Origin of the sequence: Allobosea sp. BK604 (genome assembly GCF_004341515.1) — a bacterium.
Lineage (GTDB): Bacteria > Pseudomonadota > Alphaproteobacteria > Rhizobiales > Beijerinckiaceae > Allobosea.
On the sequence record NZ_SLZF01000009.1, the window covers coordinates 210678 to 232306 of the forward strand.

Here is a 21629-nt window from a genome sequence, read left to right on the forward strand (position 1 = left end):
CACGCTTTGCCTCTTGGACTGCACGGCGAGCATCCATTAGTTCGGCGACAAGCCGATGGCGCTCCGCGTCGGGGATCGCCGGGTTCGTCGATCGCCACAGTCTGCCAGCGACGATGAAGTAGCGCCCGTCCGGAGTAGTCGGCCCGCGCTCGTTCACGCCAGTCCCACGATGGGCAGTTCATCGCTACGGGTAGTGGATCGGGGCGAGCGCATCTCGGACTCAGTAATCGACAACCTCCGCTATCGTTCCACGCCACAGGCATCCGTTCCGGCGGATGAGGATGCTCGTCGTCGTTGAAGGCCCTGTAGGAAGGCCACGTGGTTGCACTGCGCCAATTGCGGACATTAGGGCGCTGCGGGGAACCGGACATTCGCCGGTTGTGATGGGTGTGGCCATCGGAACTGGAAGTTTGCCAACGTAGCAGCAGTCGGCCGGGCGGCTACGCATCGAGAGCCGGACGGCGAGCCTTCCCTGCGCTGCGAGACGACACTCGGGCGAGCTCAGGATGTGGAGCCACCGTCAGGGCTGGACGATCGAACTTGTGCTCAAGGGCCAGGATGAAGCGTAGTGACACGCCGCCAAATGACCTTCCCCGGTCTCGTGCAATTCCGGGGCTTCAATCCGGCATCTGTCGCGCGCGATCGGGCAGCGCGGGTGAAAGCGGCAACCGGAGGGAATGGCCGCAGGGCTGGGAGGGTCGCCTCTCAGGAGAATCCGCTCGCGCTTTTCCCTGGGATGAGCGATCGGAACGGCTGAAAGCAAAGCGTGGCTATAGGGATGCTTTGGCCCGGCGAAAAATGCCTGCTTGGGTGCGATCTCGACGATTTTGCCGAGATACATCACGGCGACCCTGTTCGCCATGTGCCTTACGCTCGCCATGTCATGCGAGATGAAGAGATAGGCGGTGCCCTGTTCGTCCTGCAGATCCTGCAACAGATTGATCACCTGCGAGCGGACCGAGACATCCAGCGCCGAGACGGGTTCGTCCGCGACGATAAGCTTGGGCTGCATCGCGAAGGCGCGGCTGATGCCGAGGCGCTGGCGCTGGCCGCCCGAGAACTGGCGCGGCCACTGGTTCATGTGGCGCTCGCTCAGCCCCACCGCCTCGAGCAGTCGTTTCGCGACGCTTCTCCTGTCCTCGCCGCCGGCGACCAGCCCGTGGATCGCCAGGGCTTCCGTCACGATCGTGCCTGCGCGCATGCGCGGATCGAGCGAAGAGAACGGATCCTGGAAGATGAACTGGAGATCCCGGCGGACCGATTTCAGCTGGCGCTGCGAAAGCCGGCTGATGTCCCGGCCCTCGAACCGGATATGGCCCGCTGTCGGTTCCGTCAGCCTCAGCACGAGGCGCGCGAGGGTCGATTTTCCGCAACCCGACTCGCCGACGAGCGCCAGCGTCTCGCCGGGCAGGATGTCGAGTGAAACGCCGTCGACCGCCCTCACGCTCCCGAAATGCTTCTCCAGATCGTCAAGTCGCAGGAGCGGTTCGGTCATGGCACGGCTTCCGCACCGTCGGTCCGCCTCACGGGCGACGGCTGCCTCGCCCAGCAAGCCGCGCGATGATCGGGCTCGATCGGCAACAGGAAGGGGACCTGCTTATCGCAAGGGTCGAAGCGCTCCTTGCAGCGTGGATGGAACGCGCAGGCGGCCGGCATCTCACTGAGATGCGGCACCGCTCCAGCCACGGTCGGAAGGCGATTGCCGATCGGGGCGGTCAGGGCCGGCGTCGCCGTCAGCAAACCTATCGAATAGGGATGGCTGGCGGCATCGAACAGGCGCAGCGTCGTCGTCTCCTCGACGACGCGTCCGCCATACATGACGGCGACCCGCTCGGCCAGTTCGGCGACGACGCCGAAATCATGGGTGATGAGAACGACCGCGAGGCCCAGTTCCCTGCGCAGGCGGTTGATCAGGTCGAGGATCTGCGCCTGGATGGTGACGTCGAGCGCCGTCGTCGGCTCGTCGGCGATGAGTATCTGCGGCTCGCAGGCGAGCGCCATCGCTATCATGACGCGCTGGCGCATGCCGCCGGACAATTCGTGCGGATAGGCATGGACACGCTTGTCAGGTGCGGGAATACCGACCAGCGCGAGCAGTTCGACGGCGCGCTTGCGGGCGGCGGAGCGGGAGAGCGAGAGGTGGCGCCGCAACGGCCCGGTGATCTGTTGCCCGACCGGCATGATCGGGTTCAGCGCCGTCATCGGCTCCTGGAAGATCATCGCGATCCGCCGCCCTCTGATGCGATCGAGGGCAGCGCGCGGCAAGGCCAAGAGATCCTCGCCGTCGAAGCTGACCTGCCCGCCGGTCACCTGTGCCGCCCCAGGCAACAGACCGAGGATCGCGAGGGCGGTCAGGCTCTTGCCGGAGCCGGATTCGCCGACGAGGCCGAGGCATTCGCCTGCACGCAACTCCAGATCGACGCCGCGCAGCGCCTGGACCGGGCCGTGCGCGCTCGGAAACGCCACCTCGAGCCCGCTGATCGACAGGAGCGGCGTCATCGCCCGCCCACCCGGTCGGGGTCGAGCCTGTCGCGCAACCTGTCGCCGATGATGTTGAAGGCCAGCACGCTGAGCGTGATCGCCAGGCCGGCGAAGATCGCCGGCAGCGGCGAGCCGAAGATGTCGGCGACACCTTCCCGCACCATGTTTCCCCAGGACGGCGCCGGGGCCTGCGCGCCCAAGCCGATGAAGCTCAGCGAGGCCTCCAGCCTGATGGCGGAACCAATCCAGATCGTCAGCATCACGACGAGAGGGCCGGCGATGTTCGGCAGGACATGGAGCCAGATCGTGCCGAAGCTGCCGCGCCCCATCGCGATGGAGGCGTCGACATAGGCTTCGCGCTTGACCGAGAGCGCCGAGGCGCGGGACAGGCGGCAGAAGGACGGCACCAGAGCGGCCGCGATCGCGATCGAGAGGTTCTGCACGCCGGGGCCGAGCAGCGCGACGATCAGCACGCCGAGCAGCAGCGGATCGAACGACATCATCACGTCGGTGACGCGGGTCACGACCGTCTCGGTCCAGCCGCCGAAGAAAGCCGCGGAGGTGCCAAGAGAGATGCCGATGATCGCGGCGATCAGCGGGGCTGCGACGCCGATGGTCATCGACAGCCTGGCGCCCTCGACCAGCCGGGAGAAGATGTCGCGCCCGTATTCGTCGGTTCCAAGCCAGTGCTCGGCGGAGAGGCCCTGATCGGCGGCCGCGAAATCCTGCAGCAGCGGATCATGCGTCTGCAGCCACGGCGCGAAGGTCACCACCACGAGCAGCAGGATCAGGATGATGCCGGCGAAGCCGAGGAAGACCCGGTCCAGCATCTCAGCTCCCCCTCACCCGTGGATCGATCACGACGTAGAGAATGTCGGTGGCGAGATTGACCAGCACCACCAGCATGGAGAGGATCACGATGCCGCCCTGGATCAGGTTGTAGTCGCGGGCGGTGACCGCGCCGACCAGCAGTTGCCCCACGCCGGGCCGGTTGAAGACGAGTTCGATCGCAATCGTGCCCCCCAGCGTCGCGACGATCATCAAGGAGAGCTGCGTCGTGATTGGGATCAGCGCGTTGCGCACGATGTGCTGCCAGACCACCTCGCGCTCCGGCGTGCCCAGCGAGCGGGCGGTGCGGACATAGTCGCGGCCCGAGACGTCGAGCACGGCGGTGCGCGTCAGGCGTATCAGGCCGAAGCCCTTGAGCAGGCCGAGCGTCATCGCCGGCAGCACGAGATAGCGCAGGTCCAGCGCCGAATCGCCTCCGCCCAGCAGTGGAAACCAGCCCAGCTTCAGTCCGAAGACGATCAGGAGAATGAGGCCGAGATAGAAGTCCGGCAGCGCCGCGCCGAACAGCGAGACGATCCGCGTCGAATGGTCGAGCCCGCCGCTCGGCCGCATCGCCGAAGCGACGCCCACCGGCACCCCGATCGCGATGCCGATGAGGGTGGAGGCGATGGTCAGCATGATCGTATAGGGCAGATGGCGCAGCATGGTCTGCGCCACGTCGACACCATTGACGAGCGAGCGGCCGAGATCGAGCCGGAGCAGCCCCCAGAGGAAGCGGCCGTACTGGACGAGCAGCGGCTGGTCGAGGCCGAGGTTGCGCCGGACGTTCTCGACATTCTGCGCATTGGCGCGGTCGCCCAGCATCGCGATCACCGGATCGCCCGGCAGCAGGCGCATCGCGAAAAAGACGAAGGAGAAGACCAGAAAGGCGGTTAGAACCGCCTCCCCGAGTCGCTTGATCACGAAACGCGCCATCTCGACAATTCTCGGATGGAAGCCGGCGCGGCGGCGCCGCCTTCGCTCAGCGGGAGACGCGGCGCGCCGTGGCGTATTCGTATTGGCCGAAGCCGCTCACGGGCTTGTAGCCAAGGTCGATATTGCCCTGGATCGCGCTGACCAGCGGCTGCGTCTGCAGCGGCAGCACCGGCATGTCGCGCAGGATCTGAAGCTGCGCCTCCTTGAGCAGTGCCAGCTGCTTGTCGACATCGGTCTCGCCGACGGCATCGTCCACCAGCTTGTCGACGCTGCCGCCCATCTCGCCGTAATGCGAGAAGTTGCGTAGCGAGGCGGGTTTGCCCACCGCGGCGGCAGAATGCAGGAACTCGTTGATCACCGCGGGCGCGGTCGGCGCGATCGCGGTCGACAGCATGGCGAGGGTGCCCTCGTCCTTGCGGATCGCGGCGTGATAGCTGGCATGGTCGACGATCTTCAGCTTCACGTCGATGCCGACCTTGCGCAGCATGTCCTGCACCATCAGCATGTTTTGCTTGTAGTCGGAGCGCTCGCTGGAGAGCGCCTCGATCGAGAAGCCGTTGGGGTGCCCGGCTTCCGACAGCAGCGCCTTGGCCTTGGCGAGGTCGAACTCGTAGCGCAGATCGGCGGGAATATCGGCCGCCTTGATGGCGCCGTAGAACTCCTCCGGCACGATGGCCGGCAGCGGCCCATGCACGACGCCGAACACCGATTTCCAGACGCGCCGGTCGACCGCATAGGCGATGGCACGGCGCACGCGGACATCATCCAGCGGCTTGATCTTCATATTGAAGTGCACGAACTGCAAGCTGCCTGGCTGCATGATGCTGATCTTCGCATCGGAGCGGGCTTTCTGGATCTGGTCCACCCAGCGCGGCTCGCGTGGCCCGCTGGTCTGGTCAATCTCCTTGCCGATAAAGGCGATGGTGGCCGCGTTGTCGGCGGGTATGTAGCGGAAGCGCAGCGTCTCCGTGGGCGGCGCGCCGCGGAAATAATCCTTGTTCGCCTTCAGCACGATCGCTTCCTGCGGTCGATATTCGGCAAAGGCGAACGGCCCGCTCCCGATGGGCGCGCGGCCGAATTCGGCACCCAGCTTCTCGACCGCCTTCTTCGGCACGATGAAGCGCCCGAAGCCCGGCGTCAGCGCCGAGGCGTGGAAGAAGGCGTTCGGCCCCTTGAGCACGAAGCGGACCGTCAGCGGATCGACCACCTCGATGGTGTCGATGTCCTTGAAGGTCGCGCCATGGACGCCGCCGAGCTTGGGGTCGAGCTGGCGCTCATAGGAGAATTTCACGTCCTCGGCCGAGACCTCGCCATAGCCCTGGTGCCATTTCACGCCGGGCTTGAGGAAGAATGTCCAGGTCTTCTTGTCCGGGGAGATCTCCCAGCGCTCCGCCAGCTCCGGCTGGAGATCCTTGAGGTCGATATCCATCGTACCTCGCTTGGTGTTCACCAGCGAGTTGAAGATCTGAAGCACGATGGTCTCGTCATCGCCGGTCTTCGTGAGAGCGGGGTCTATCGAGCCGAGATCGCGGGCCTGAAGGCGCAGCGTCAGCGTATCGCCCGCCTGGGCAGATGCCGTGCCGCCGAATGCGGATAGACCAGCAGCGGCCGCGCCGCCGGCGACGACCAGACGTCGGGTGATCAAAGTCATCGTTTCCTCCATTTGCCGAATGGCGGCTCTTGCGGCCGCGCTTACTCGAAGACGCTGTGACTGAGCTTGTTCTTCTCGATGAAATCCCAATCGTAGCTGACGCCGAGGCCGGGCCCCACCGGCACGACGAAGCATCCGTCCGGAGCGACGGCGTCGAGCTTGTCGGAATAGCCATCCGTGTAATAGGTGCCGACCGGCTGGCCGCGCGACGGACCGACCATGGCAATCTCGTAGAAATTCGTGTTGCGCAGCGCCGCCATGGCGTGGCGATGCGCCGGTCCGTTGCCGTGCAGCTCGCAGTCGAGACCGAGTGCTTCCGCGAAATGGGCGATCTTCATGGTGCCGGTGATGCCGATGTCGAGATCGGGATCGGCACGTACGAAATCGGTGCCGTCCGCCAGCGTCAGCGTCGCCATCGCCTCGACGCCCCGGATATGCTCGCCGAGCAGGATCGGCGTCTTGATCAGTTCTCGCAGGCGCCTGTGGGCATGGGCGGCCAGGCCACCGTCGCTATAGGGATCCTCGTACCAGAAGAAGCCGGCCTCGTCGCAGGCCCTGCCGCAGGCGAGCGCATCGGCGAACGTCTTCAAATGGCAGGCTGAATCATGCATCAGCTTCATGCGCCCGCCGACGCGCCTGCCGAGCAGCCTGATCGCCGCCGCGTCGCGGCGCCAACCGCCATCGGTCCAGCCATGCATCTTGAAGGCGCGATAGCCGATGCCGTGGCACTCCTCGGCGAAGTCGGCGAAGGCTTCCGGCGTCGCGAGCCCGCCGCCATCGCCGCCGAACCAGGTCGAGGCATAGGCAGGCAAGCGCTTGCCGCGCTGGCCTCCGAGCATGTCGCTGACCGAATGGCCCGTGCGCTTGCCGGCAAGATCCCAGAGCGCATTGTCGATCTGGCAGCCGCCGATCCGATCCTCCTTGCGCAGCCAGCGTCGCGTATCCTCGTAGACCGCCTCGCGGGCGAAGCAGTCGCGCCCGATGATACGCTTTGCAATGAACTCCGTCTGGGGTGCGGTATCCGTGCGGCCTCCGACATATTCGCCGACCGCGCCGTCGCGCGTCTCGATCCTCACCGCGATGCGCTTTCGCGTCGTGCGGACGCCCGGCATGTCGATGCCGCTCGGGCTGACGTCGAAGGCGACGTTCTCCATCTCCTGCTTGAACCGGATGATCTCGATCCGCCTGATCCTCGTGGCTTCGCCCTGCGGGATATCGCGCGCGACGTGACGCGTGGCCTCTTGGTTCAGCATGGGTGCCTCACTCGACCACGACATGGGATTTGGCGTTGCGGGCGATATAGTCCCAGTCGTAGCTGACGCCGAGACCGGGGCCTTCCGGCACCGGGACGCAGCCATCCTCGCCGATATCGTCGAGCGCGTCGGAATAACCGCAGGTATAGACCGGCGCGTTGAAGTTTCCGCGCGAAGGGCCGACCATCGAGAGTTCGTAGAAATTGGTGTTGCGCATCGCCGCCATGCAGTGGCGATGGGCCGGGCCGGGCGCGTGCAGCTCGCAGTCGAGGCCGAGCGCTTCGGCGAAATGCGCGATCTTCATCGTGCCGGTGATGCCGATGTCGAAATCGGGATCTGCCCTCACGAAATCGGTGCCATCTGCAAGCGTCAGCGTCGCCATCGATTCCAGCCCGCGGACATGCTCGCCGAGCAGGATCGGTGTCCGCAGCATCTCGCGCAGGCGGCGATGGGAGTGTGCGGCGAGGCCGCCATCGCTGTAGGGGTCCTCGTACCAGAAGAAGTTCGCATCGTCGCAAGCGCGTCCGACCTCCAGCGCATCGGCGAAATTGCGCAGATGGCACGCGGCGTCATGCATCAGCGCCATCCGGTCGCCGACCTTCCGGCCGAGCAGGCGCACGGCCTCGGCATCCCGCACCGGGCTGCCATCGGTCCAGCCATGCATCTTGAACCCGCGATAGCCGAGGCCGTGGCACTCCTCGGCGAAATCGACGAAGGCTTCCGGCGTCGAGAGCCCGCCGCCTTCGCCGCCGAACCAGGTCGAGGCGTAGGCGGGCAATCTGGTCTTGGTGCCGCCGAGCATCTGGGAGACGGAGAGACCCATCCTCTTGCCGGCAAGGTCCCACATCGCGATGTCGATGACGCCTGCGCCCATCCGGTCCTCCTTGCGGAGTTGCCGGCGGATGCGCTCATAGGCCTGCTCGCGCGCGAAGGCGTCGAGGCCGAGCACGCTGCGCGCGCAGGCGGTCGCCTGGGACAAGGCGTTGGCCTGACCGCCGACATAGGACCCCTGGGCGCCGTCCCTGGTTTCGATGCGGACGGCGAGCCGCGTGCGCTCGGACCTCGCGCCCGTCACATCGACGCCGCCCGGCCCGACGCCCACCATCGGATAGCTGAAGATCCAGAGCTCGATGCGGGAAATACGGCTCGAACGGCCGTCAGCTCGTTCCGAATGCGCGGCTTCGTCTTGGCGCAACCCGTCCATCGGCCAGTCCCGTCGATCGTTTCCACCCTGGCGAATTGCAGCCGGATCGGATGTCGATTCCGTCGGACTTGACTGGCGCGAGCCAGCGCAATTCAGATTATATAATATCTATAACCGGCGAAGGCATGCGAGATGTCAAGTACGATGTGGGCCGGCCCGGGCCTTGTCAGTCTCGGCGCCGGTAGGCTTCTGGCCCGCATATGATTGGGTTCAGGTCGGCAGGAGCTCTTTGGTCGGAAAGGCGGTCGCAATGAGTTCAGTCATCCCGATCATGCCGATGCAGGCGACGACCTATCAGCGGCTGCGCAACGCGATCCGCGCCGACATCATCACCGGCGTCTATGGGCCGGCGGAGCATCTCAAGATGGCGACGCTGGTGGAGCGCTACGGCACCAGCCCGGCGCCGATCCGCGAGGCACTGGGACAGCTCGAGGGCGAGGGTTGGATCGAAATCCTGCCCAATCGTGGCGCGCGCGTGCGTTCGATCGAACGTGATTTCATCCGCGAACTCTTCGAGATCAGGCTGTCTCTCGAACCACCGCTGGCGGGCTATAGCGCGGCGGTTGCGAGACCTTCGGACATCGATGCGCTCCGGGCCATCCATGTCGACTATGCCAAGGCCATCGGAGCACGGGACGTGGCCGCGATTTCGTCGACCAACGGCGCCTTTCATGCCAGGATCCTCAGGATCCGCCCCAACCGATCCGCGCTGGTCCTGCTCGAGCAGCACGATGCTTTCGTCGGCGCAACGAGGCGGCGCTTCGGTTTTCCGGACCATCGCCTGCAGGACATGATACCCGAGCACGAAGCGATTATCGCAGCTTGCGCAGCCAATGACGAAGCACTGACCCGGCGTTTGATGCGCAGCCATATCCAGCGCTCGATCGACGAGCTCATCGAACGATTGCCGCGTTAATCGACCTTCGCGTGGGCGCCATGACCGGACGTTGGCTTGCTGCCCCGAAGCGGAGATTGAATGTTGAGACGCCCGCCCCGGTGACGATCTCGAGCTCGAAGAACAGGCGTGGCGTCAGATGACGTGCAGCCCCCCTCAGAAGGAGCTTGCATAGAGCTGATGCCTCGAGAGGCAGAGCCCAAAAATGTCGCCGAGCGAGCGCCATAACGGGCAAAAGCGGCAGGGCGGAGCGCCTTCCGGATAGAGTCCGCAGAGCGTTCCGTCGTACGGCGTGAATATGCTCCTGTGAGGAATATCTTGTGCTGTCGCGAACCAAGCAGGGTTTGGTTCGTTAAGGGCTTTTGGGGCCGAGATTCGCTTTAGGCAAAAATCTTGAAAATCAGTGTTCTGGTCGTCGAAGATGATGCGTTCATCCGCATGGACGCCGTCGAGATCGTGCAATCCGCCGGATACGAAGTCTTCGAGGCGGCGAACGCTGACGAGGCGATCGTTCGGCTGGAACAGTATCCCGCGATCGCGATCGTCTTGACCGATGTCGAAATGCCCGGTTCGATGAACGGGATCCAGCTCGCCTTCGCCATCCGTGACAGATGGCCGCCGATCCACGTGATCGTGGTGTCGGGAAGAATGAGGCCCGGAGCGGACGAACTCCCGGAATACGTGCCGTTCATCGCGAAGCCGTATCAGCCAGCGCAGATCGAAGCCGCCCTGCGGGCCGCCGCCTAGCCGAGGATCGACGTCAGCGGCAGTTTGATCGACACTACCACACCCTCACGCTGCCAATCGTGTGAGAACGCGCCACCGAACTGACGGACGATGGTGCTGTCGAGAAGGCGGCTCCCGAAGCCGATGCGCTCCGGCGCGGCCTCGACCGCAGCTCCGCCTCGTTCTTCCCAACGAACCGAAAGATGGTCGTCTTCCGTGCTCCATGAAACGGCGACCGTACCCTCGTCGGAGGCCAGCGCTCCGTATTTGATTGCGTTCGTGGCGAGCTCGTTGATCACCAGCGCCAGACCGCTGATCGACTCCGGTCTCACCGACACCGCCGCCCCCGTAAGGTCGAAACGAAGGCTGTCCGCCGACTGATGGGGTTCGACCACCGATCGAATGATATGCTCAAGCTCCGAGACCGACGCTGTTGCTTCCCCGGCGAGAACCAGATGATGCGCCTCGGCCAGCGCATGAAGACGTCCTGACAGACTTCTCGCGAAATCATCCTTGTCCGTCGCGCTCTTTGCGCCGAACCGGATCATCGTGTTGACCAGCGCGAAGAGATTCTTGACGCGGTGACTCATCTCGCCGGTCAGCATCGTCTGGCGCAGTTCGCTGTCCCGGAGAGCTTCGCAGGCGCGTTCCAATTCCTGTTCGCGTGTCTGAAGGGCTTCCTCGCGGATCGTGCGTTCGAGCAGATCGGCTGCCTGCCGGGCCAGAATGTCGAGAAGGCGCAGGTCGCGGGCGGACGGACGATGCGGCTCGGTCCAATGGGTGGAAATCATTCTGAGCAGAGCGCCGTCCCGCGACAATAGCGGCGTGGTCTGCGCGGCACGGATCCCCGCTTCCCGGAACGCAACGAGATCGGGAGTGCCTGCGATGTCGTCCCACGCCTCGAAATCGGGAATGATCGCGCGCTGGCCCACCTTGAGCGCAACCGTGCAACTGCTGTGGGCGGTTGGCTTGACCCATTGCCAGAACTTGACGGCATGAGGCGGCAGTCCGCGGTGGCAGAGAAGCTGCAACTGGCCGCCATGGCCGGACGGATCATCCTTGGGGCACAGCAACTGCATCGTGCCGAACTGGGAACGCGTGATCGAAACTGCGGCATCGACGATCTTGCCGTAGAGCTCTGTTCGATCGCGTTCGCCGATCAGCTCGACGCTGATCTGATGGAGGAGATCGACGTCGTCCGGTCCAATCTCCGGAGCCGCGGGCGGGACAAGTTGCAGATCGTCCGAACGGGCTTGGAGCTGGCTTGCCATGGTTCCTCCGGACAAACCCGAGGCGTCAAATGAATTGCGCATCGCATCACACTACCAACTTGCCACCAGCTTGCGAACGAAGAATCCGTGAACGATCGACCGCGCCGGCTGACGACTTCTGATCCGCTGACGTCCGTCGATGCCCGCTATGCGCCTGGCGTCGCTAGCCTTGCGCCTTTCGGGGGGCATTCCCGCTTTATCCGCATTGCTCCGAGGCTCATCCGGCAGCAATCTACCCGTCAGGTATGCCCGATAGGCCCGGATCGAGCTTCGCTGACTGGCTGCGCGATCAGGACGACGTCCTTACTCACGTTCTCAACGGAGAGGATCGCGCATGAAGTCCCCATCACTGACCCGTCGCGACACGATGAAGGCGGGTATCAGCACTGTAGCCGGCGCGGCCATCGCGGCAGGGCTTGTTCCAGGCTTGGAAAAGGCGGCTTCGGACCGATTATCCGTCCGGTATTCCAGGCGGGACGTATCGATGGCTGTCGAGCAATATCCATGATCGCATCCTCCCTCCAGAATGCCGCATCCGGAGTCGTTACGTCATCGGCTCGCAGTCAGATGCGCCAAGTGCGGACATTGGAGCCTTGCCATCAAGCGGACATTGGCGGCACTGGGCTAAAGGCGCCACTTCGGCCCAATTCGGATAGCGCTGCTAATGACGCAGAGATTGAAAACGCACCCTCCACCGCGTTCGAAACATCCGGTCGACGGAGGCAATTGCAATTGTCGGCCGGCATTGGAGCCGGCCGACCGAAGCTTATCTCCGCTACTTGGAGTCCAAGCTTCGTTGAAGCTTCTCGACCATTTGATCGACGCTAAAGCTGTCGGGCCGCTGGCTTGGCGGAAACTCTTTGAAGGTTTGGAGAAACTCACCAGCTTCCGCCAGCACGCCGTACATCAGACCAGCATTGTCGAAAACCCAGTCCCAGTAAGTGTTCGACGTGATGTCCGCGCGCTCGTAAGGATCCGAACGCAGGTCGAATAGTTTGGCTAGGCGCAACTTCGTGAAGGGCTCTGCCCAAATGCGCATAGTGCCGGTCGCACGCTGCTCCTCGAAGACAGCCTTCCAGTTCTCGTGCCTTATCGCGACGAGATCCCCATCGTCATTGAAATAGATGTATTGCTTGCGCGCTCCTTTGGGTTGCTGGCCCAGAAGGTGCGGCAACTGATTGTACCCATCCAAGTGCACCTTGAAGGACTTATTGCCAGCCTGGTGACCTTTCAGTAGCTTTTCCTTGATGTCCGGCTCGCCTGCCGCCGCCAGCAGCGTCGGCATCCAGTCGAGCCCGCTGAAAAGTTCGTTCGAGATCGATCCCGCCTGAATCTTTCCAGGCCAACGGATCAAGGCTGGCACGCGGAACGCGCCTTCCCAATTGGTATTCTTCTCGCTGCGGAACGGGGTCGTTCCCGCGTCGGGCCAAGTGTTCTGATGCGGCCCGTTGTCGGTCGTGTAAATGACGATCGTGTTGTTTGCGATATTGAGATCGTCGAGAGACTTCAGGATGGTTCCGATTACTGCATCGTGTTCGACCATGCCGTCGGCATACTCGGTCAAGGATGTGAGCCCCGGCGGGCTGCGGTGCGCCTCGCGCACGTGAGTTCGGGCGTGCATCCGTGTTGAATTGTACCAGCAAAAGAAGGGACGGTTGGCCTTGGATTGACGCTGGATGAAGTCAATCGCCGCCGACGACGTCTCGTCATCGATGGTTTCCATGCGCTTGCGAGTAAGCGGGCCGGAATCTTCGATTTTCCCGTCGGCGGATGACTTCAGGACACCGCGCGGACCGAATTTCCTTCTGTATTCTGGATCGCGTGGATAGGTACGCTTCTCCGGCTCCTCCTCGGCGTTGAGATGGTAGAGATTGCCGAAGAACTCATCGAATCCGTGGTTGGTTGGCAGAAATTCGTCGCGATCACCCAGATGGTTTTTGCCGAACTGACCGGTCGAATAGCCCAATGGCTTCAGCAGTTCCGCGATGGTGGCGTCGCGCGGTTGCAGGCCAGCGTGAGCGCCGGGGATACCGACCTTGGAAAGTCCAGTGCGAAGGGTGCATTGCCCAGTAATGAAGGTTGAGCGGCCAGCTGTGCAGCTCTGCTCAGCATAGTAGTCGGTGAACATCATCCCCTCTCGGGCGATGCGGTCGATGTTCGGCGTCTTGTAACCCATCAATCCGAACGAATAGGCGCTAATGTTTGTCTGACCGATATCGTCACCGAAGATAACGAGGATATTCGGCTTGGCGCCAGGAGCAGCCGTGGGCTGCGATTGGGCCTGCACGTTCTGAAGCTGCGCAGCCGCTCCGAGGGCAGACGCGGTCACTAGAGTCGCCCCATTTAGCAACATCCCGCGCCGCGTCAGTTTTGCCCTGGACGGGCTGCCTCTCTCGTCCGGCTCCAAGGCAGTGGAGTTTTGTGTGGAATTCGACGAACTTTGATCTGAATTACGTGGCTTATTGGCTTCCATTACTGGTCTCCCATGCAAGCTCAATCAGATTAGTCAGTCCAACTTCGAAGGCGTTCTGACTTTGGATGATGTCGCTTAGGGTCCACTTCTGTTTCAAGGGGATACTTCCAACGCCCCCGGGCACTGTCTGCCATTTCGCCCGACTCATACAAGGGGGTGTTGCTTACGTGCCTCGTCGGTCAGTTCCCGGACATTCGCCCGAAAGCAAAAAGGGCCCCGCCGGCTGGAGCTGACGGCGCGCAGTGTCCGCTCCCGACCGATACCGTTGAAAAAGTCGGCCTGCGAGCGAGGCGATCACGGGCGGCGATTTGCCGGCGAGCGTCTTCGCCCGTCACGGACGGGCGTGCATTTCTGCCTCGGCTTTCAGCTCGCTCGCGCCGAGGCGGCGGTCGCGCTGGAGCGCGCGATCGCGCGCTATCCTGATCTCCATCTTGCGAAGCCCATCGGACAGATCCGCTGGCGGAAGCGTCTCGGCATTCGCGCCCTCGCCGAGTTGCCTGTACGGCTCGCCCGCGCGAACTGACCTGGTCGCCCCAGGGGCGAGACGCCGCGGCTTGTCGTCGAGGCGACCACAACGCATTTTGAGACCGATGGTAGGAGACGCAGCTTCTGGCAACCGTCCGGTGCCCATGCACTGAAGCCAACGCCGCAATGAGCGTGGCGGGGTTGATCCCTTTTCAGGTGCGCCGCCTACTTCAAGTGGGCGGCACGCGACGTGAAGGGACGCGGATTTGGTTGAGAGCGAAGTGAAACCCGCTTGCGGTACCGACGAAGAGCGCCGTGCCGCGCTTCGGCGATTCGTCAATATTTTCAAGGCTTCAAGGCCGGAGGGAACGCGTTTGACGTTCGAGGTTTCGACCACGGATTTGGATGCCGCGCTGGCATTCGTTCTGAAAGAGCCCGGAATGCTCTTCGTGGTCCGCGACGACACGGGCGCCGGCCAGGGCATAACGACGGACCAACTCAAGGTGGCGCCGCAACCGCCCCCCGGCGTGACCGAGGCCGACGAGATCAAGGCGCTGCGGCGGACGCTTGGGCGGCTCGCCTAGTGACGCGCCGCCAGGCCGCGCAGGTCTCGCAGACCCATGCTTGTATCCTCGTCAAGAATGGCGCCGGTCCGGGGGACAGTGCCGCTTCGACAGGTCCTCGATGGAGGGCCCATCAATGAATGGCATGGACGATGCAAAGTTATCCGATCGCTCTCCGACGCTCGCCCCTCTGCTGCAAGTTCGGCAGCTCAGCGTAGCGCTCCAGCCAGGTCGAAGCACAACTGGAAATCAATCGGGTTGTCGCCTTAAGAGAGTTGAATGATCGGGCGCGTAACGAAAATCCGGTTGCTCCGGCGCTCTCGAACTCTGGCAACCTCACCGCGCTTCTGGAAGCCGCGCCTGGTGTTTTGGACTGGAGCGCTTGCGATTGGCGTTCTCAGCACGGCATGGGCCGCTGGTCATGATCGGACCGCCGGCGGCAGGAAGCATATTCGATCCCGATGCACTTCGCGCCGAAACGTTCATCACCACCGAGCCCGGATGCGTCTATCGACATTTGTTCGATCAGGCTTGGCGCCAGATCGGTCTCAAGCCACCGAGGCCGTTTGCGGAGGTCGGCAGCATCGAGGCAATTGTACGTCTCGTCGCGGCCGGCAGCGGCTATGCCCTCGTGCCTCGGATCGCGGCCAGGGAAGCGTTCGAGCGTGGTGCCATTGCTGCGATCCCATCGTCCGGGTTTGAGCTCGTTGCGACACTCGACATGGTATGGCGCCGCCGTCGCGTTCAACCGCCCAGCCTGACGCTCCTTCTGACCCGGGCGGGACGAGCGCGGCGTTCTCTCAAACGAGACGATGACCGCCTTCGACGTGAAGAACCGTGCCCGTCGTGAAGCCGTTGCCGATGAGGAAAGCCACGGCATCAGCGATATCCTCCGGTTGACCCACGCGACCGACCGGCAGGCGCTCCGCCATCCCGGCGAGAACCGGTGCCTTCCTTTCGCCCGCGACCGCCTGCCATATCGGTGTATCGACCCAGCCCGGCGATACTGCATTCACGCGAATGGGAGCCAGTTCGACGGCCAGGGCTCGGACGAGACCTTCGAGTGCCGCGTTTATAGTCGCGACGACGGTTCCCCGTGCCATCGGCCGGTAGGCTGCGATGCCGGATGTGAAGGTTAGCGATCCCCCGGCGGCGAGTTTCGGACTGCCGTGCTTGGCGAGCAGGATCGGGCCGATGATCTTACTCTCGATAGCGCGCCGGGCTGCATCCAGGTCGAGCGCAGGGAGCAGTTCGTAAGCGCCCGTAAAATCGGCAGCCGTACAAACGATATGGTCGAACCATTCGCTGTTCGCGAACAGCGCCTGCACCTCGCCCTCGGAGGTGATATCGGCTGCATACGTCGTGATCAACGGCGAAGCCCCGAGCTCATCCCGTGCGCGCCGGAGCCGAGAGGAATCCCTACCGACGATCGCCACATGGTCACCGGCCCCTGTCAGCCGTCGCGCCAAGGCGAAGCCCATGCCGGAACTCCCGCCGGCGATGAGGATACGGCGCGGGCTCGTTCTATTGCTGGTCATCTCGGTCTCCATTTCCGATCTGCCGGCTGTGTTCCAGCTTTGGGCGCTCGTTGGGAAACGGAATGATCCGATGATGTTATCGGCGTTGCCGATAGGCCGCGTAGCGCAAGTCAGTTGGCGGGGCGAACAAATCAAGGCGGCAGTGCGCAGGCCTGAACCTCTCGGATACCCGCCCGAAAGCCTGTCGGCACCGACTCTAAACTGTGTCGTTGAGGACATTGGACGGTTGCCGAGCGCGGACCTGTGTCGCGGAGTTTGCCGTGTCAGAAATCGCCCCATGGGTGATCCGCGGGGCGGGCTCGCGCGTAACCCTCAAGAGGCGCCCGCTAGGACGGCCGCTCGTCGCCCGGGAGGCCTCCATGAAATCGATTCTGCTCGCCGCCGTCGCCACCGTTTCGCTCGCCGGCTGCGCGGGGAACTCGATGACTCAGGCGCAGAAGGCGCCCGAGCCGCGCAAGCGGATTGACGTTCAGCGCTTCTATTCGGGTACTTGGCGAGAGATCGCCCGCCGCCCGATGACGATCACTGATGGCTGCGTTGCCGGCGCGACCGAATATGGGCGGGACCGCGCCGGTGGCATCCAAGTGCTCGATTCCTGTCGTATGGGCGGTCCGCGCGGCGAGCTCAAGACGGTCGGCGGCCCCGGCACGATCCTTGACCCCGGCTTTAACGCAAAGCTCAGGGTGGACTATAAGCTCTATGGCTTCGTGCCGGTGCAGCGCGACTATTGGGTGCTGGACCGGGCCGACGACTACAGCTGGTTCATCTCGGCCGATCCGACCTTGCGCGACCTCTATATCTTCACGCGTGATCCGCAGATTGGCGCCGCGCAGCGTAAGCGGTTGGTCGCGCGTGCGGCTGCGCTTGGCTATGATGTCGGCAAGCTGGAATTCCCCGAGCAGCCACGCCACTGAGGCGCGCTTTCATCGCTTCTTGCGGCGCTCGCAGAGGCTCTACAGACCCGATCCGATGCATGCGTGCAGCGGCTTTGCTCGACAAAAGAAGCCACCAGACTGCGAAGAGAAGCGTGACCCGCGTGAACGAGACCCCTGCACAGATAATCCGAGCTTGACCCAGCTGCCCGATTAGAGAAGCGGACGTTGGGTTACTGCCCGAAAGCGGACGTTCACGAGATGAGACTTCATCCGATGACGTCTCCACCTGAACATGCCGAGCGGAGGCTACACCAAGCCACCGCGCGACTATGCCCCGCTGAACCTCACCGCGAGATTCGCCTTGAAGGCGTGGTCCTGGGCATCCTGCGCGAGCTTCCCGGTATAGGAGACACCGAGCGTCGCGCTCTTGCTGATCGCGAGGTCGAGCCCGGCTTCGACCAAGGCGCTGGAGCCGGAGAAGGCGGCGAGACGCTTGACCTATAACCGCTCCGTTGGGGCCATCCGGGCCGAGTCTTCAAGGCAAGAGAATGCGTTCATCCGTGGCCATGGGGGCGTTTTTCCCGCCACATGCGAGCCTATCCCATCGGGGTGCCGAACTTTTGCTCCGAAGGATAGCGATCGCTCAGCTGCGCGATGTCCATGCCGGCGAGCCGTTCATCTCGGCAGGGGATAGACGATCCTCACCTTGCGCTGGTTCGGTGCCTGCCGCGTCGTCACGGAGGTCTCGCTGGCCTCTTCCGAAGTGGGCTGAACCTTGCCCTTGGGCTCGGAGTTGAGCCGCGCGCCCAGCTCGATCCCAGGGATTCCTGCAAAGGCGGTCGTGTCGAAATTCTCGCCCGCCCATGCGGCAGTGCCGAATGCGAGGAGCGAAGCGAGGCTCAAGGTCAGGATAGCGTTCTTCATATGCAGCCACAGTCTCGGGTCAGTTGATCTGCAGACGGCAAGCCGTCGGCGATGAAGTGGGAACACCGGGCGGCGTTCCCACAGTGAACGGTCAATTGACTTCGCGTGTCACTTTCCGGGTCACCCGATCGCCGTAGGCGTTCGTATGGGTGACCTTCTTGGTGACGCGGGTGGCCCCACGATGGCCGACGTCGCGCCGAACAACGACCTTTCGAACGCCATGGCCGTGACCGTTACGCCAGCCACGATGGAGGCCGGAATCCACGTGGCGGCGCTCCTTGACAACGACCGTCTCCGCCGAAGCGGGCGCAGCCGCCATCGGGAGTGCCATGAAAGCGAGGGGGGCCAGCAGCAGGAACTTCTTCATCTGTACACTCCGGATGGGGTGGATATCTGAGTACAGAACATCGCTTCTTTATATTGGTTCCAAACAATATTTCATCCGAACTCGCAAGCAATTCCTCGACACCTGAACCGTCGCCAAAGAAAAGGCCCCACCAGCATGGCCTGGCGGGGCTTTAGTCTCATGACGTGGGACTGGCATTCCCACTCGCAGAACGCTGACGACGCGGATGTGTTCCGCGAAAAGGCCCACCGTTATTTTCACAACGGTGGGCCAAGTCGTGGCATCTCAAGGGAATGCGAGCGGAACGCGGCGCGGCGAGATTTGTTCAGCTACCCGTCCTAAGGAACCGAGCGGACTGAAACGCACCCGATCAGGATCGTGAATTCGACAAGGCCCATTGAACCCTCCCATTGAATTCCAGCATGACGCGAACTGACCAGGAAGCGCAGCCGTTCCCCTGAGAATCGCCTTGTCCTTACCGACCATTGAGGTGATCGAACAACCCTCGCGAGAGAAAAGGCCCAGCCTCCGTTAGGAGTGCCGGGCCTTCTGACCGTCGTCGCGCGTGCGAACTGTCGCTTTCGATCTCGGTGCTACCTCCGACCGGGCGGCCGGTACATCCGCGGCTCGCAGCGGTCGGCGGTAGGCTGGCGCTGGATGAGTGCCGCGAGACGAACGCCGCAGGCCCCGGCAGGCTCCGATGCCCTTACTGCAACCAACCAGGATATTCAGCGGGTACCGCATCGCTCCGGCCACACAGCCGACGGATGTGTTTTGTCAGGGAGAGGGCAAGATGGGTGAGAGGGTGTCGCCGACGTTGACCGTTCCACCCTCGACGATGCGTGCCGTAATACCTCCGAGTCCGCGCACCGCATTGTATCCGCCCGTGCCGAGTATTTCCTCCATGCGAGAGCAAGGGTGACATTCTCCGGTCGTCTCGAGGATCGCGGAACCGATCCGGAAGCGCTTCTCCTTCAGCGCGAGCAAGTTGAGACCTCGGGTGACGACGTTGCGCCTCAGATCGGCTGGCACCACACTCAAACGTCCCAAATGACTGGCGATTGCGTCCAGGTGTTCTGCCTGGATCAAAGTGACCTGACGCGCCCCAGCGACACGAGCGTAACGGTCGCCGATCACGCCTCCTGCCGCATCGAATTCCGCGGTCTCGACCGCACGTACAGGCTCTCGACGGCGCGGCCGAATGCCGAGCCACACAACCTGTCCCGATCTGACCGGTGCGTTCAAGAGCATGGTCAGCGAAGATGAAGGATTAAAGGGCATGGGTTGAGCCAATCAGGTCTATCGGGCGGTCAATCGCCGAAAAAGTTCCGGACCATTCTGCATATCCGTTCGCGAAGGTCAGGTCGCTGCGACTACCCACCCGGCCGCGCCAACCAGTCGCTTCTCGCTAGCGTCCAAGCTGGCATTCGAGCGTCGCCGGACAGCGGACGTTCCAGATGGACTGATCGGACGATGCGCAAGCGCGCTGACGATCTCGTGTGCGCGCATTTCAGAGCGAGAATGAACTAGCCGCCGCTTCCGTCGTTCTCCTTCGCAACGCAGCTGTCTCGGGAGCGAGCCCCCAGCTGCGATTTGCCGAAACCGGAGGCGGGTATGCCAACTCCCAGCGAACTGGAAATGAACCGACGCGACCTGATGGTCATCGCCTGCGCCTGTGCTGCCTTTTCTACGACGGCGGCGGGCGCGCGCGCTCAGCCGGCGCCAGTCGGAAAGCCGGTGCTGAGCGAGGTCTCGTTCAACGTGAACGGGCGCATTCACAAGCTCGAACTCGATACGCGCACGACTTTGCTCGACGCGCTGCGCGAGCACCTTCACCTGACCGGCACCAAGAAGGGCTGCGACCATGGCCAATGCGGCGCCTGCACCGTGCTGGTCGACGGGCAGAGGATCAATTCCTGCCTGACGCTGGCGATCATGAACCAGGGCTCGGAGGTGACGACGGTCGAGGGGCTGGGCGGCGTCGATGATCTCCACCCGATGCAGGCGGCCTTCGTGAAGCATGACGGTTTCCAGTGCGGTTATTGCACGCCGGGCCAGATCTGTTCCGCCGTCGCGGTTCTCGATGAAATCAAGGCGGGCATCCCAAGCCATGTCAGCGCCGATCTGACCGGCCCGATGGCCCTGACCGAAACCGAGATCCGCGAGCGCATGAGCGGCAACATCTGCCGCTGCGGTGCCTATTCCAACATCGTCGAGGCGATCACCGAGGTTGCCGGGAGGCGCGGATGAGGGCTTTCAGTTACGAGAAGGCCGCTTCTCCGGCCGAGGCGGCTGCGGCCGCTGCAAGCGATCGCGACGCCAGGTTCATCGCTGGCGGCACCAATCTGCTCGACCTGATGAAGCTGCAGATCGAGGCGCCGACGCATCTGATCGACGTCAACGGGCTGGGGCTCGACACAATCGCGCCCACCACCGATGGCGGGCTGCGCATCGGGGCGCTGGTCCGCAACACCGCCTTGGCCGCGGACGAGCGCGTCCGGCGTGATTATGCGGTGCTGTCGCGGGCGCTGCTCGCGGGCGCCTCGGGCCAGTTGCGCAACCGCGCCACCACCGCCGGGAACCTGCTGCAGCGGACGCGCTGCCCGTATTTCTACGATACGGCGCAGCCCTGCAACAAACGCCAGCCGGGGAGTGGCTGCTCGGCGATCGACGGGTTCTCGCGCCAGCTCGGCGTCGTCGGCATCAGCGACACCTGCATCGCGACGCATCCCTCGGACATGGCCGTGGCAATGCGGGCGCTCGACGCCACGGTCGAGACGGTCAAGCCCGATCGATCGACCCGCTCGATCCCCGTTGCCGATCTGCATCGGCTGCCGGGCAAGACGCCTCATGTCGAGACTGTGCTGGAAAGGGGCGAGCTCATAACGGCGGTGACGCTGCCGAAGCCCGCCGGTGGCACGCAGATCTATCGCAAGGTGCGGGACCGGGCGTCGTACGCGTTCGCGCTGATTTCCGTCGCCGCCATCGTGCAGCGCGACGGCAGCGGCCGGATCGCGCTCGGCGGCGTCGCGCCGAAACCCTGGCGCGTCGAGAAGGCGGAGGCGGAACTTCCCCGCGGCGCGAAGGCTGCCACCGAGGCCATTCTCGCCGGCGCCAAGCCTACCCATGACAACGCGTTCAAGCTGCCGCTGGTCGAGCGCACGCTCGGCGCCGTGCTGACGCAAGCGAGGGGCTGAACC

21 protein-coding genes are annotated in these 21629 nt (G+C 63.7%); 7 read left to right on the forward strand and 14 right to left on the reverse strand.

The features are described from left to right. Nucleotides 1-520 precede the first annotated feature (520 nt). From EV560_RS26080 to EV560_RS26110, 7 genes are read right to left on the reverse strand one after another with little or no spacing between them, the layout of a single operon-like run. Nucleotides 521-1552: an ABC transporter ATP-binding protein gene (locus EV560_RS26080; RefSeq protein ID WP_248312213.1), complete on the reverse strand. Its 1032-nt coding sequence runs from the start codon at nt 1550-1552 to the stop codon at nt 521-523. Further along, nucleotides 1492-2499: an ABC transporter ATP-binding protein gene (locus tag EV560_RS26085; RefSeq protein WP_131858756.1), complete on the reverse strand. Its 1008-nt coding sequence runs from the start codon at nt 2497-2499 to the stop codon at nt 1492-1494. Before EV560_RS26085 ends, EV560_RS26080 begins: the two co-directional genes overlap by 61 nt. After that, nucleotides 2496-3311, reverse strand: coding sequence for an ABC transporter permease (locus EV560_RS26090; RefSeq protein WP_131858757.1), 816 nt, complete (start codon nt 3309-3311; stop codon nt 2496-2498). The genes EV560_RS26085 and EV560_RS26090 overlap by 4 nt, the downstream gene beginning before the upstream one ends. 1 nt (nt 3312) lies before the next feature. Further along, nucleotides 3313-4245 (reverse strand): ABC transporter permease, encoded by a 933-nt coding sequence (locus EV560_RS26095; RefSeq protein ID WP_131858758.1) that lies wholly within the window; start codon nt 4243-4245, stop codon nt 3313-3315. A 46-nt stretch (nt 4246-4291) separates the two neighbouring features. Beyond that, nucleotides 4292-5986 (reverse strand): ABC transporter substrate-binding protein, encoded by a 1695-nt coding sequence (locus EV560_RS26100; protein ID WP_165923630.1) that lies wholly within the window; start codon nt 5984-5986, stop codon nt 4292-4294. Further along, complete coding sequence (locus tag EV560_RS26105; RefSeq protein ID WP_131858760.1) at nt 5938-7149, reverse strand: enolase C-terminal domain-like protein; 1212 nt, start codon at nt 7147-7149, stop codon at nt 5938-5940. The genes EV560_RS26100 and EV560_RS26105 overlap by 49 nt, the downstream gene beginning before the upstream one ends. A 7-nt stretch (nt 7150-7156) precedes the next feature. Beyond that, a complete protein-coding gene (locus EV560_RS26110; protein WP_131858761.1) occupies nt 7157-8353 on the reverse strand; it encodes an enolase C-terminal domain-like protein in 1197 nt (398 codons plus the stop codon). A gap of 277 nt (nt 8354-8630) precedes the next feature. Here EV560_RS26110 and EV560_RS26115 point away from each other — a divergent pair, with 277 nt between their 5' ends. After that, on the forward strand, nt 8631-9269 hold the full coding sequence (locus EV560_RS26115) for a GntR family transcriptional regulator (protein ID WP_248312222.1): 639 nt from the start codon (nt 8631-8633) through the stop codon (nt 9267-9269). A 372-nt stretch (nt 9270-9641) separates the two neighbouring features. Continuing rightward, the gene (locus EV560_RS26120; protein WP_131858763.1) at nt 9642-9995 is read left to right on the forward strand and encodes a response regulator; all 354 of its coding nucleotides are present in this window, start codon (nt 9642-9644) and stop codon (nt 9993-9995) included. On the opposite strand, the gene EV560_RS26125 is transcribed toward EV560_RS26120, so the two are convergent. Next, entirely contained in the window at nt 9992-11245 is a 1254-nt protein-coding gene (locus tag EV560_RS26125) for an HWE histidine kinase domain-containing protein (RefSeq protein ID WP_131858764.1), read from the reverse strand. The two genes, EV560_RS26120 and EV560_RS26125, sit on opposite strands and share 4 nt — an antisense overlap. 775 nt (nt 11246-12020) lie before the next feature. After that, a complete protein-coding gene (locus tag EV560_RS26130; RefSeq protein ID WP_131858882.1) occupies nt 12021-13598 on the reverse strand; it encodes an arylsulfatase in 1578 nt (525 codons plus the stop codon). Nucleotides 13599-14449: 851 nt separating this feature from the next. Here EV560_RS26130 and EV560_RS26140 point away from each other — a divergent pair. Together EV560_RS26140 and EV560_RS36900 are read left to right on the forward strand one after the other, a co-directional pair. Next, entirely contained in the window at nt 14450-14767 is a 318-nt protein-coding gene (locus EV560_RS26140) for a hypothetical protein (protein WP_131858765.1), read from the forward strand. 367 nt (nt 14768-15134) lie between these two features. After that, nucleotides 15135-15596, forward strand: a complete 462-nt coding sequence (locus EV560_RS36900; protein ID WP_165923632.1) for a LysR substrate-binding domain-containing protein — start codon at nt 15135-15137, stop codon at nt 15594-15596. On the opposite strand, the gene EV560_RS26150 is transcribed toward EV560_RS36900, so the two are convergent. After that, nucleotides 15547-16284: an SDR family oxidoreductase gene (locus EV560_RS26150; RefSeq protein WP_131858766.1), complete on the reverse strand. Its 738-nt coding sequence runs from the start codon at nt 16282-16284 to the stop codon at nt 15547-15549. The two genes, EV560_RS36900 and EV560_RS26150, sit on opposite strands and share 50 nt — an antisense overlap. A gap of 260 nt (nt 16285-16544) precedes the next feature. Between EV560_RS26150 and EV560_RS26155 the strand changes: the two genes are divergently transcribed. Then, a complete protein-coding gene (locus EV560_RS26155) occupies nt 16545-17198 on the forward strand; it encodes a lipocalin family protein (protein WP_248312215.1) in 654 nt (217 codons plus the stop codon). A 288-nt stretch (nt 17199-17486) separates the two neighbouring features. On the opposite strand, the gene EV560_RS36730 is transcribed toward EV560_RS26155, so the two are convergent. From EV560_RS36730 to EV560_RS26170, 4 genes are all read right to left on the reverse strand, one after another. Beyond that, nucleotides 17487-17621 (reverse strand): hypothetical protein, encoded by a 135-nt coding sequence (locus EV560_RS36730; RefSeq protein ID WP_282568878.1) that lies wholly within the window; start codon nt 17619-17621, stop codon nt 17487-17489. 213 nt (nt 17622-17834) lie between these two features. Continuing rightward, nucleotides 17835-18083, reverse strand: a complete 249-nt coding sequence (locus EV560_RS26160; protein ID WP_131858767.1) for a hypothetical protein — start codon at nt 18081-18083, stop codon at nt 17835-17837. A 91-nt stretch (nt 18084-18174) separates the two neighbouring features. Further along, a complete protein-coding gene (locus EV560_RS26165; RefSeq protein ID WP_131858768.1) occupies nt 18175-18450 on the reverse strand; it encodes a hypothetical protein in 276 nt (91 codons plus the stop codon). 756 nt (nt 18451-19206) lie between these two features. Continuing rightward, nucleotides 19207-19710 (reverse strand): MOSC domain-containing protein, encoded by a 504-nt coding sequence (locus EV560_RS26170; protein WP_131858769.1) that lies wholly within the window; start codon nt 19708-19710, stop codon nt 19207-19209. A 333-nt stretch (nt 19711-20043) separates the two neighbouring features. Between EV560_RS26170 and paoA the strand changes: the two genes are divergently transcribed. Further along, entirely contained in the window at nt 20044-20679 is a 636-nt protein-coding gene (paoA, locus tag EV560_RS26175; RefSeq protein WP_131858770.1) for an aldehyde dehydrogenase iron-sulfur subunit PaoA, read from the forward strand. After that, nucleotides 20676-21626, forward strand: coding sequence for an FAD binding domain-containing protein (locus tag EV560_RS26180; protein WP_131858771.1), 951 nt, complete (start codon nt 20676-20678; stop codon nt 21624-21626). The genes paoA and EV560_RS26180 overlap by 4 nt, the downstream gene beginning before the upstream one ends. Nucleotides 21627-21629 lie beyond the last annotated feature (3 nt).

What these genes read in the sequence shown, in the direction of transcription:
- EV560_RS26165 (WP_131858768.1), bottom strand. Translation starts at nt 18,450, where the DNA reads ATGAAGAAGTTCCTGCTGCTGGCCCCCCTCGCTTTCATGGCACTCCCG.
- EV560_RS26090 (WP_131858757.1), bottom strand. Translation starts at nt 3,311, where the DNA reads ATGCTGGACCGGGTCTTCCTCGGCTTCGCCGGCATCATCCTGATCCTG.
- EV560_RS26115 (WP_248312222.1), top strand. Translation starts at nt 8,631, where the DNA reads ATGCAGGCGACGACCTATCAGCGGCTGCGCAACGCGATCCGCGCCGAC.
- EV560_RS26085 (WP_131858756.1), bottom strand. Translation starts at nt 2,499, where the DNA reads ATGACGCCGCTCCTGTCGATCAGCGGGCTCGAGGTGGCGTTTCCGAGC.
- EV560_RS26170 (WP_131858769.1), bottom strand. Translation starts at nt 19,710, where the DNA reads ATGCCCTTTAATCCTTCATCTTCGCTGACCATGCTCTTGAACGCACCG.
- EV560_RS26150 (WP_131858766.1), bottom strand. Translation starts at nt 16,284, where the DNA reads ATGACCAGCAATAGAACGAGCCCGCGCCGTATCCTCATCGCCGGCGGG.
- EV560_RS26105 (WP_131858760.1), bottom strand. Translation starts at nt 7,149, where the DNA reads ATGCTGAACCAAGAGGCCACGCGTCACGTCGCGCGCGATATCCCGCAG.
- EV560_RS26180 (WP_131858771.1), top strand. Translation starts at nt 20,676, where the DNA reads ATGAGGGCTTTCAGTTACGAGAAGGCCGCTTCTCCGGCCGAGGCGGCT.
- EV560_RS26160 (WP_131858767.1), bottom strand. Translation starts at nt 18,083, where the DNA reads ATGAAGAACGCTATCCTGACCTTGAGCCTCGCTTCGCTCCTCGCATTC.
- EV560_RS26095 (WP_131858758.1), bottom strand. Translation starts at nt 4,245, where the DNA reads ATGGCGCGTTTCGTGATCAAGCGACTCGGGGAGGCGGTTCTAACCGCC.
- paoA (WP_131858770.1), top strand. Translation starts at nt 20,044, where the DNA reads ATGCCAACTCCCAGCGAACTGGAAATGAACCGACGCGACCTGATGGTC.
- EV560_RS26110 (WP_131858761.1), bottom strand. Translation starts at nt 8,353, where the DNA reads ATGGACGGGTTGCGCCAAGACGAAGCCGCGCATTCGGAACGAGCTGAC.
- EV560_RS26125 (WP_131858764.1), bottom strand. Translation starts at nt 11,245, where the DNA reads ATGGCAAGCCAGCTCCAAGCCCGTTCGGACGATCTGCAACTTGTCCCG.
- EV560_RS26130 (WP_131858882.1), bottom strand. Translation starts at nt 13,598, where the DNA reads ATGTTGCTAAATGGGGCGACTCTAGTGACCGCGTCTGCCCTCGGAGCG.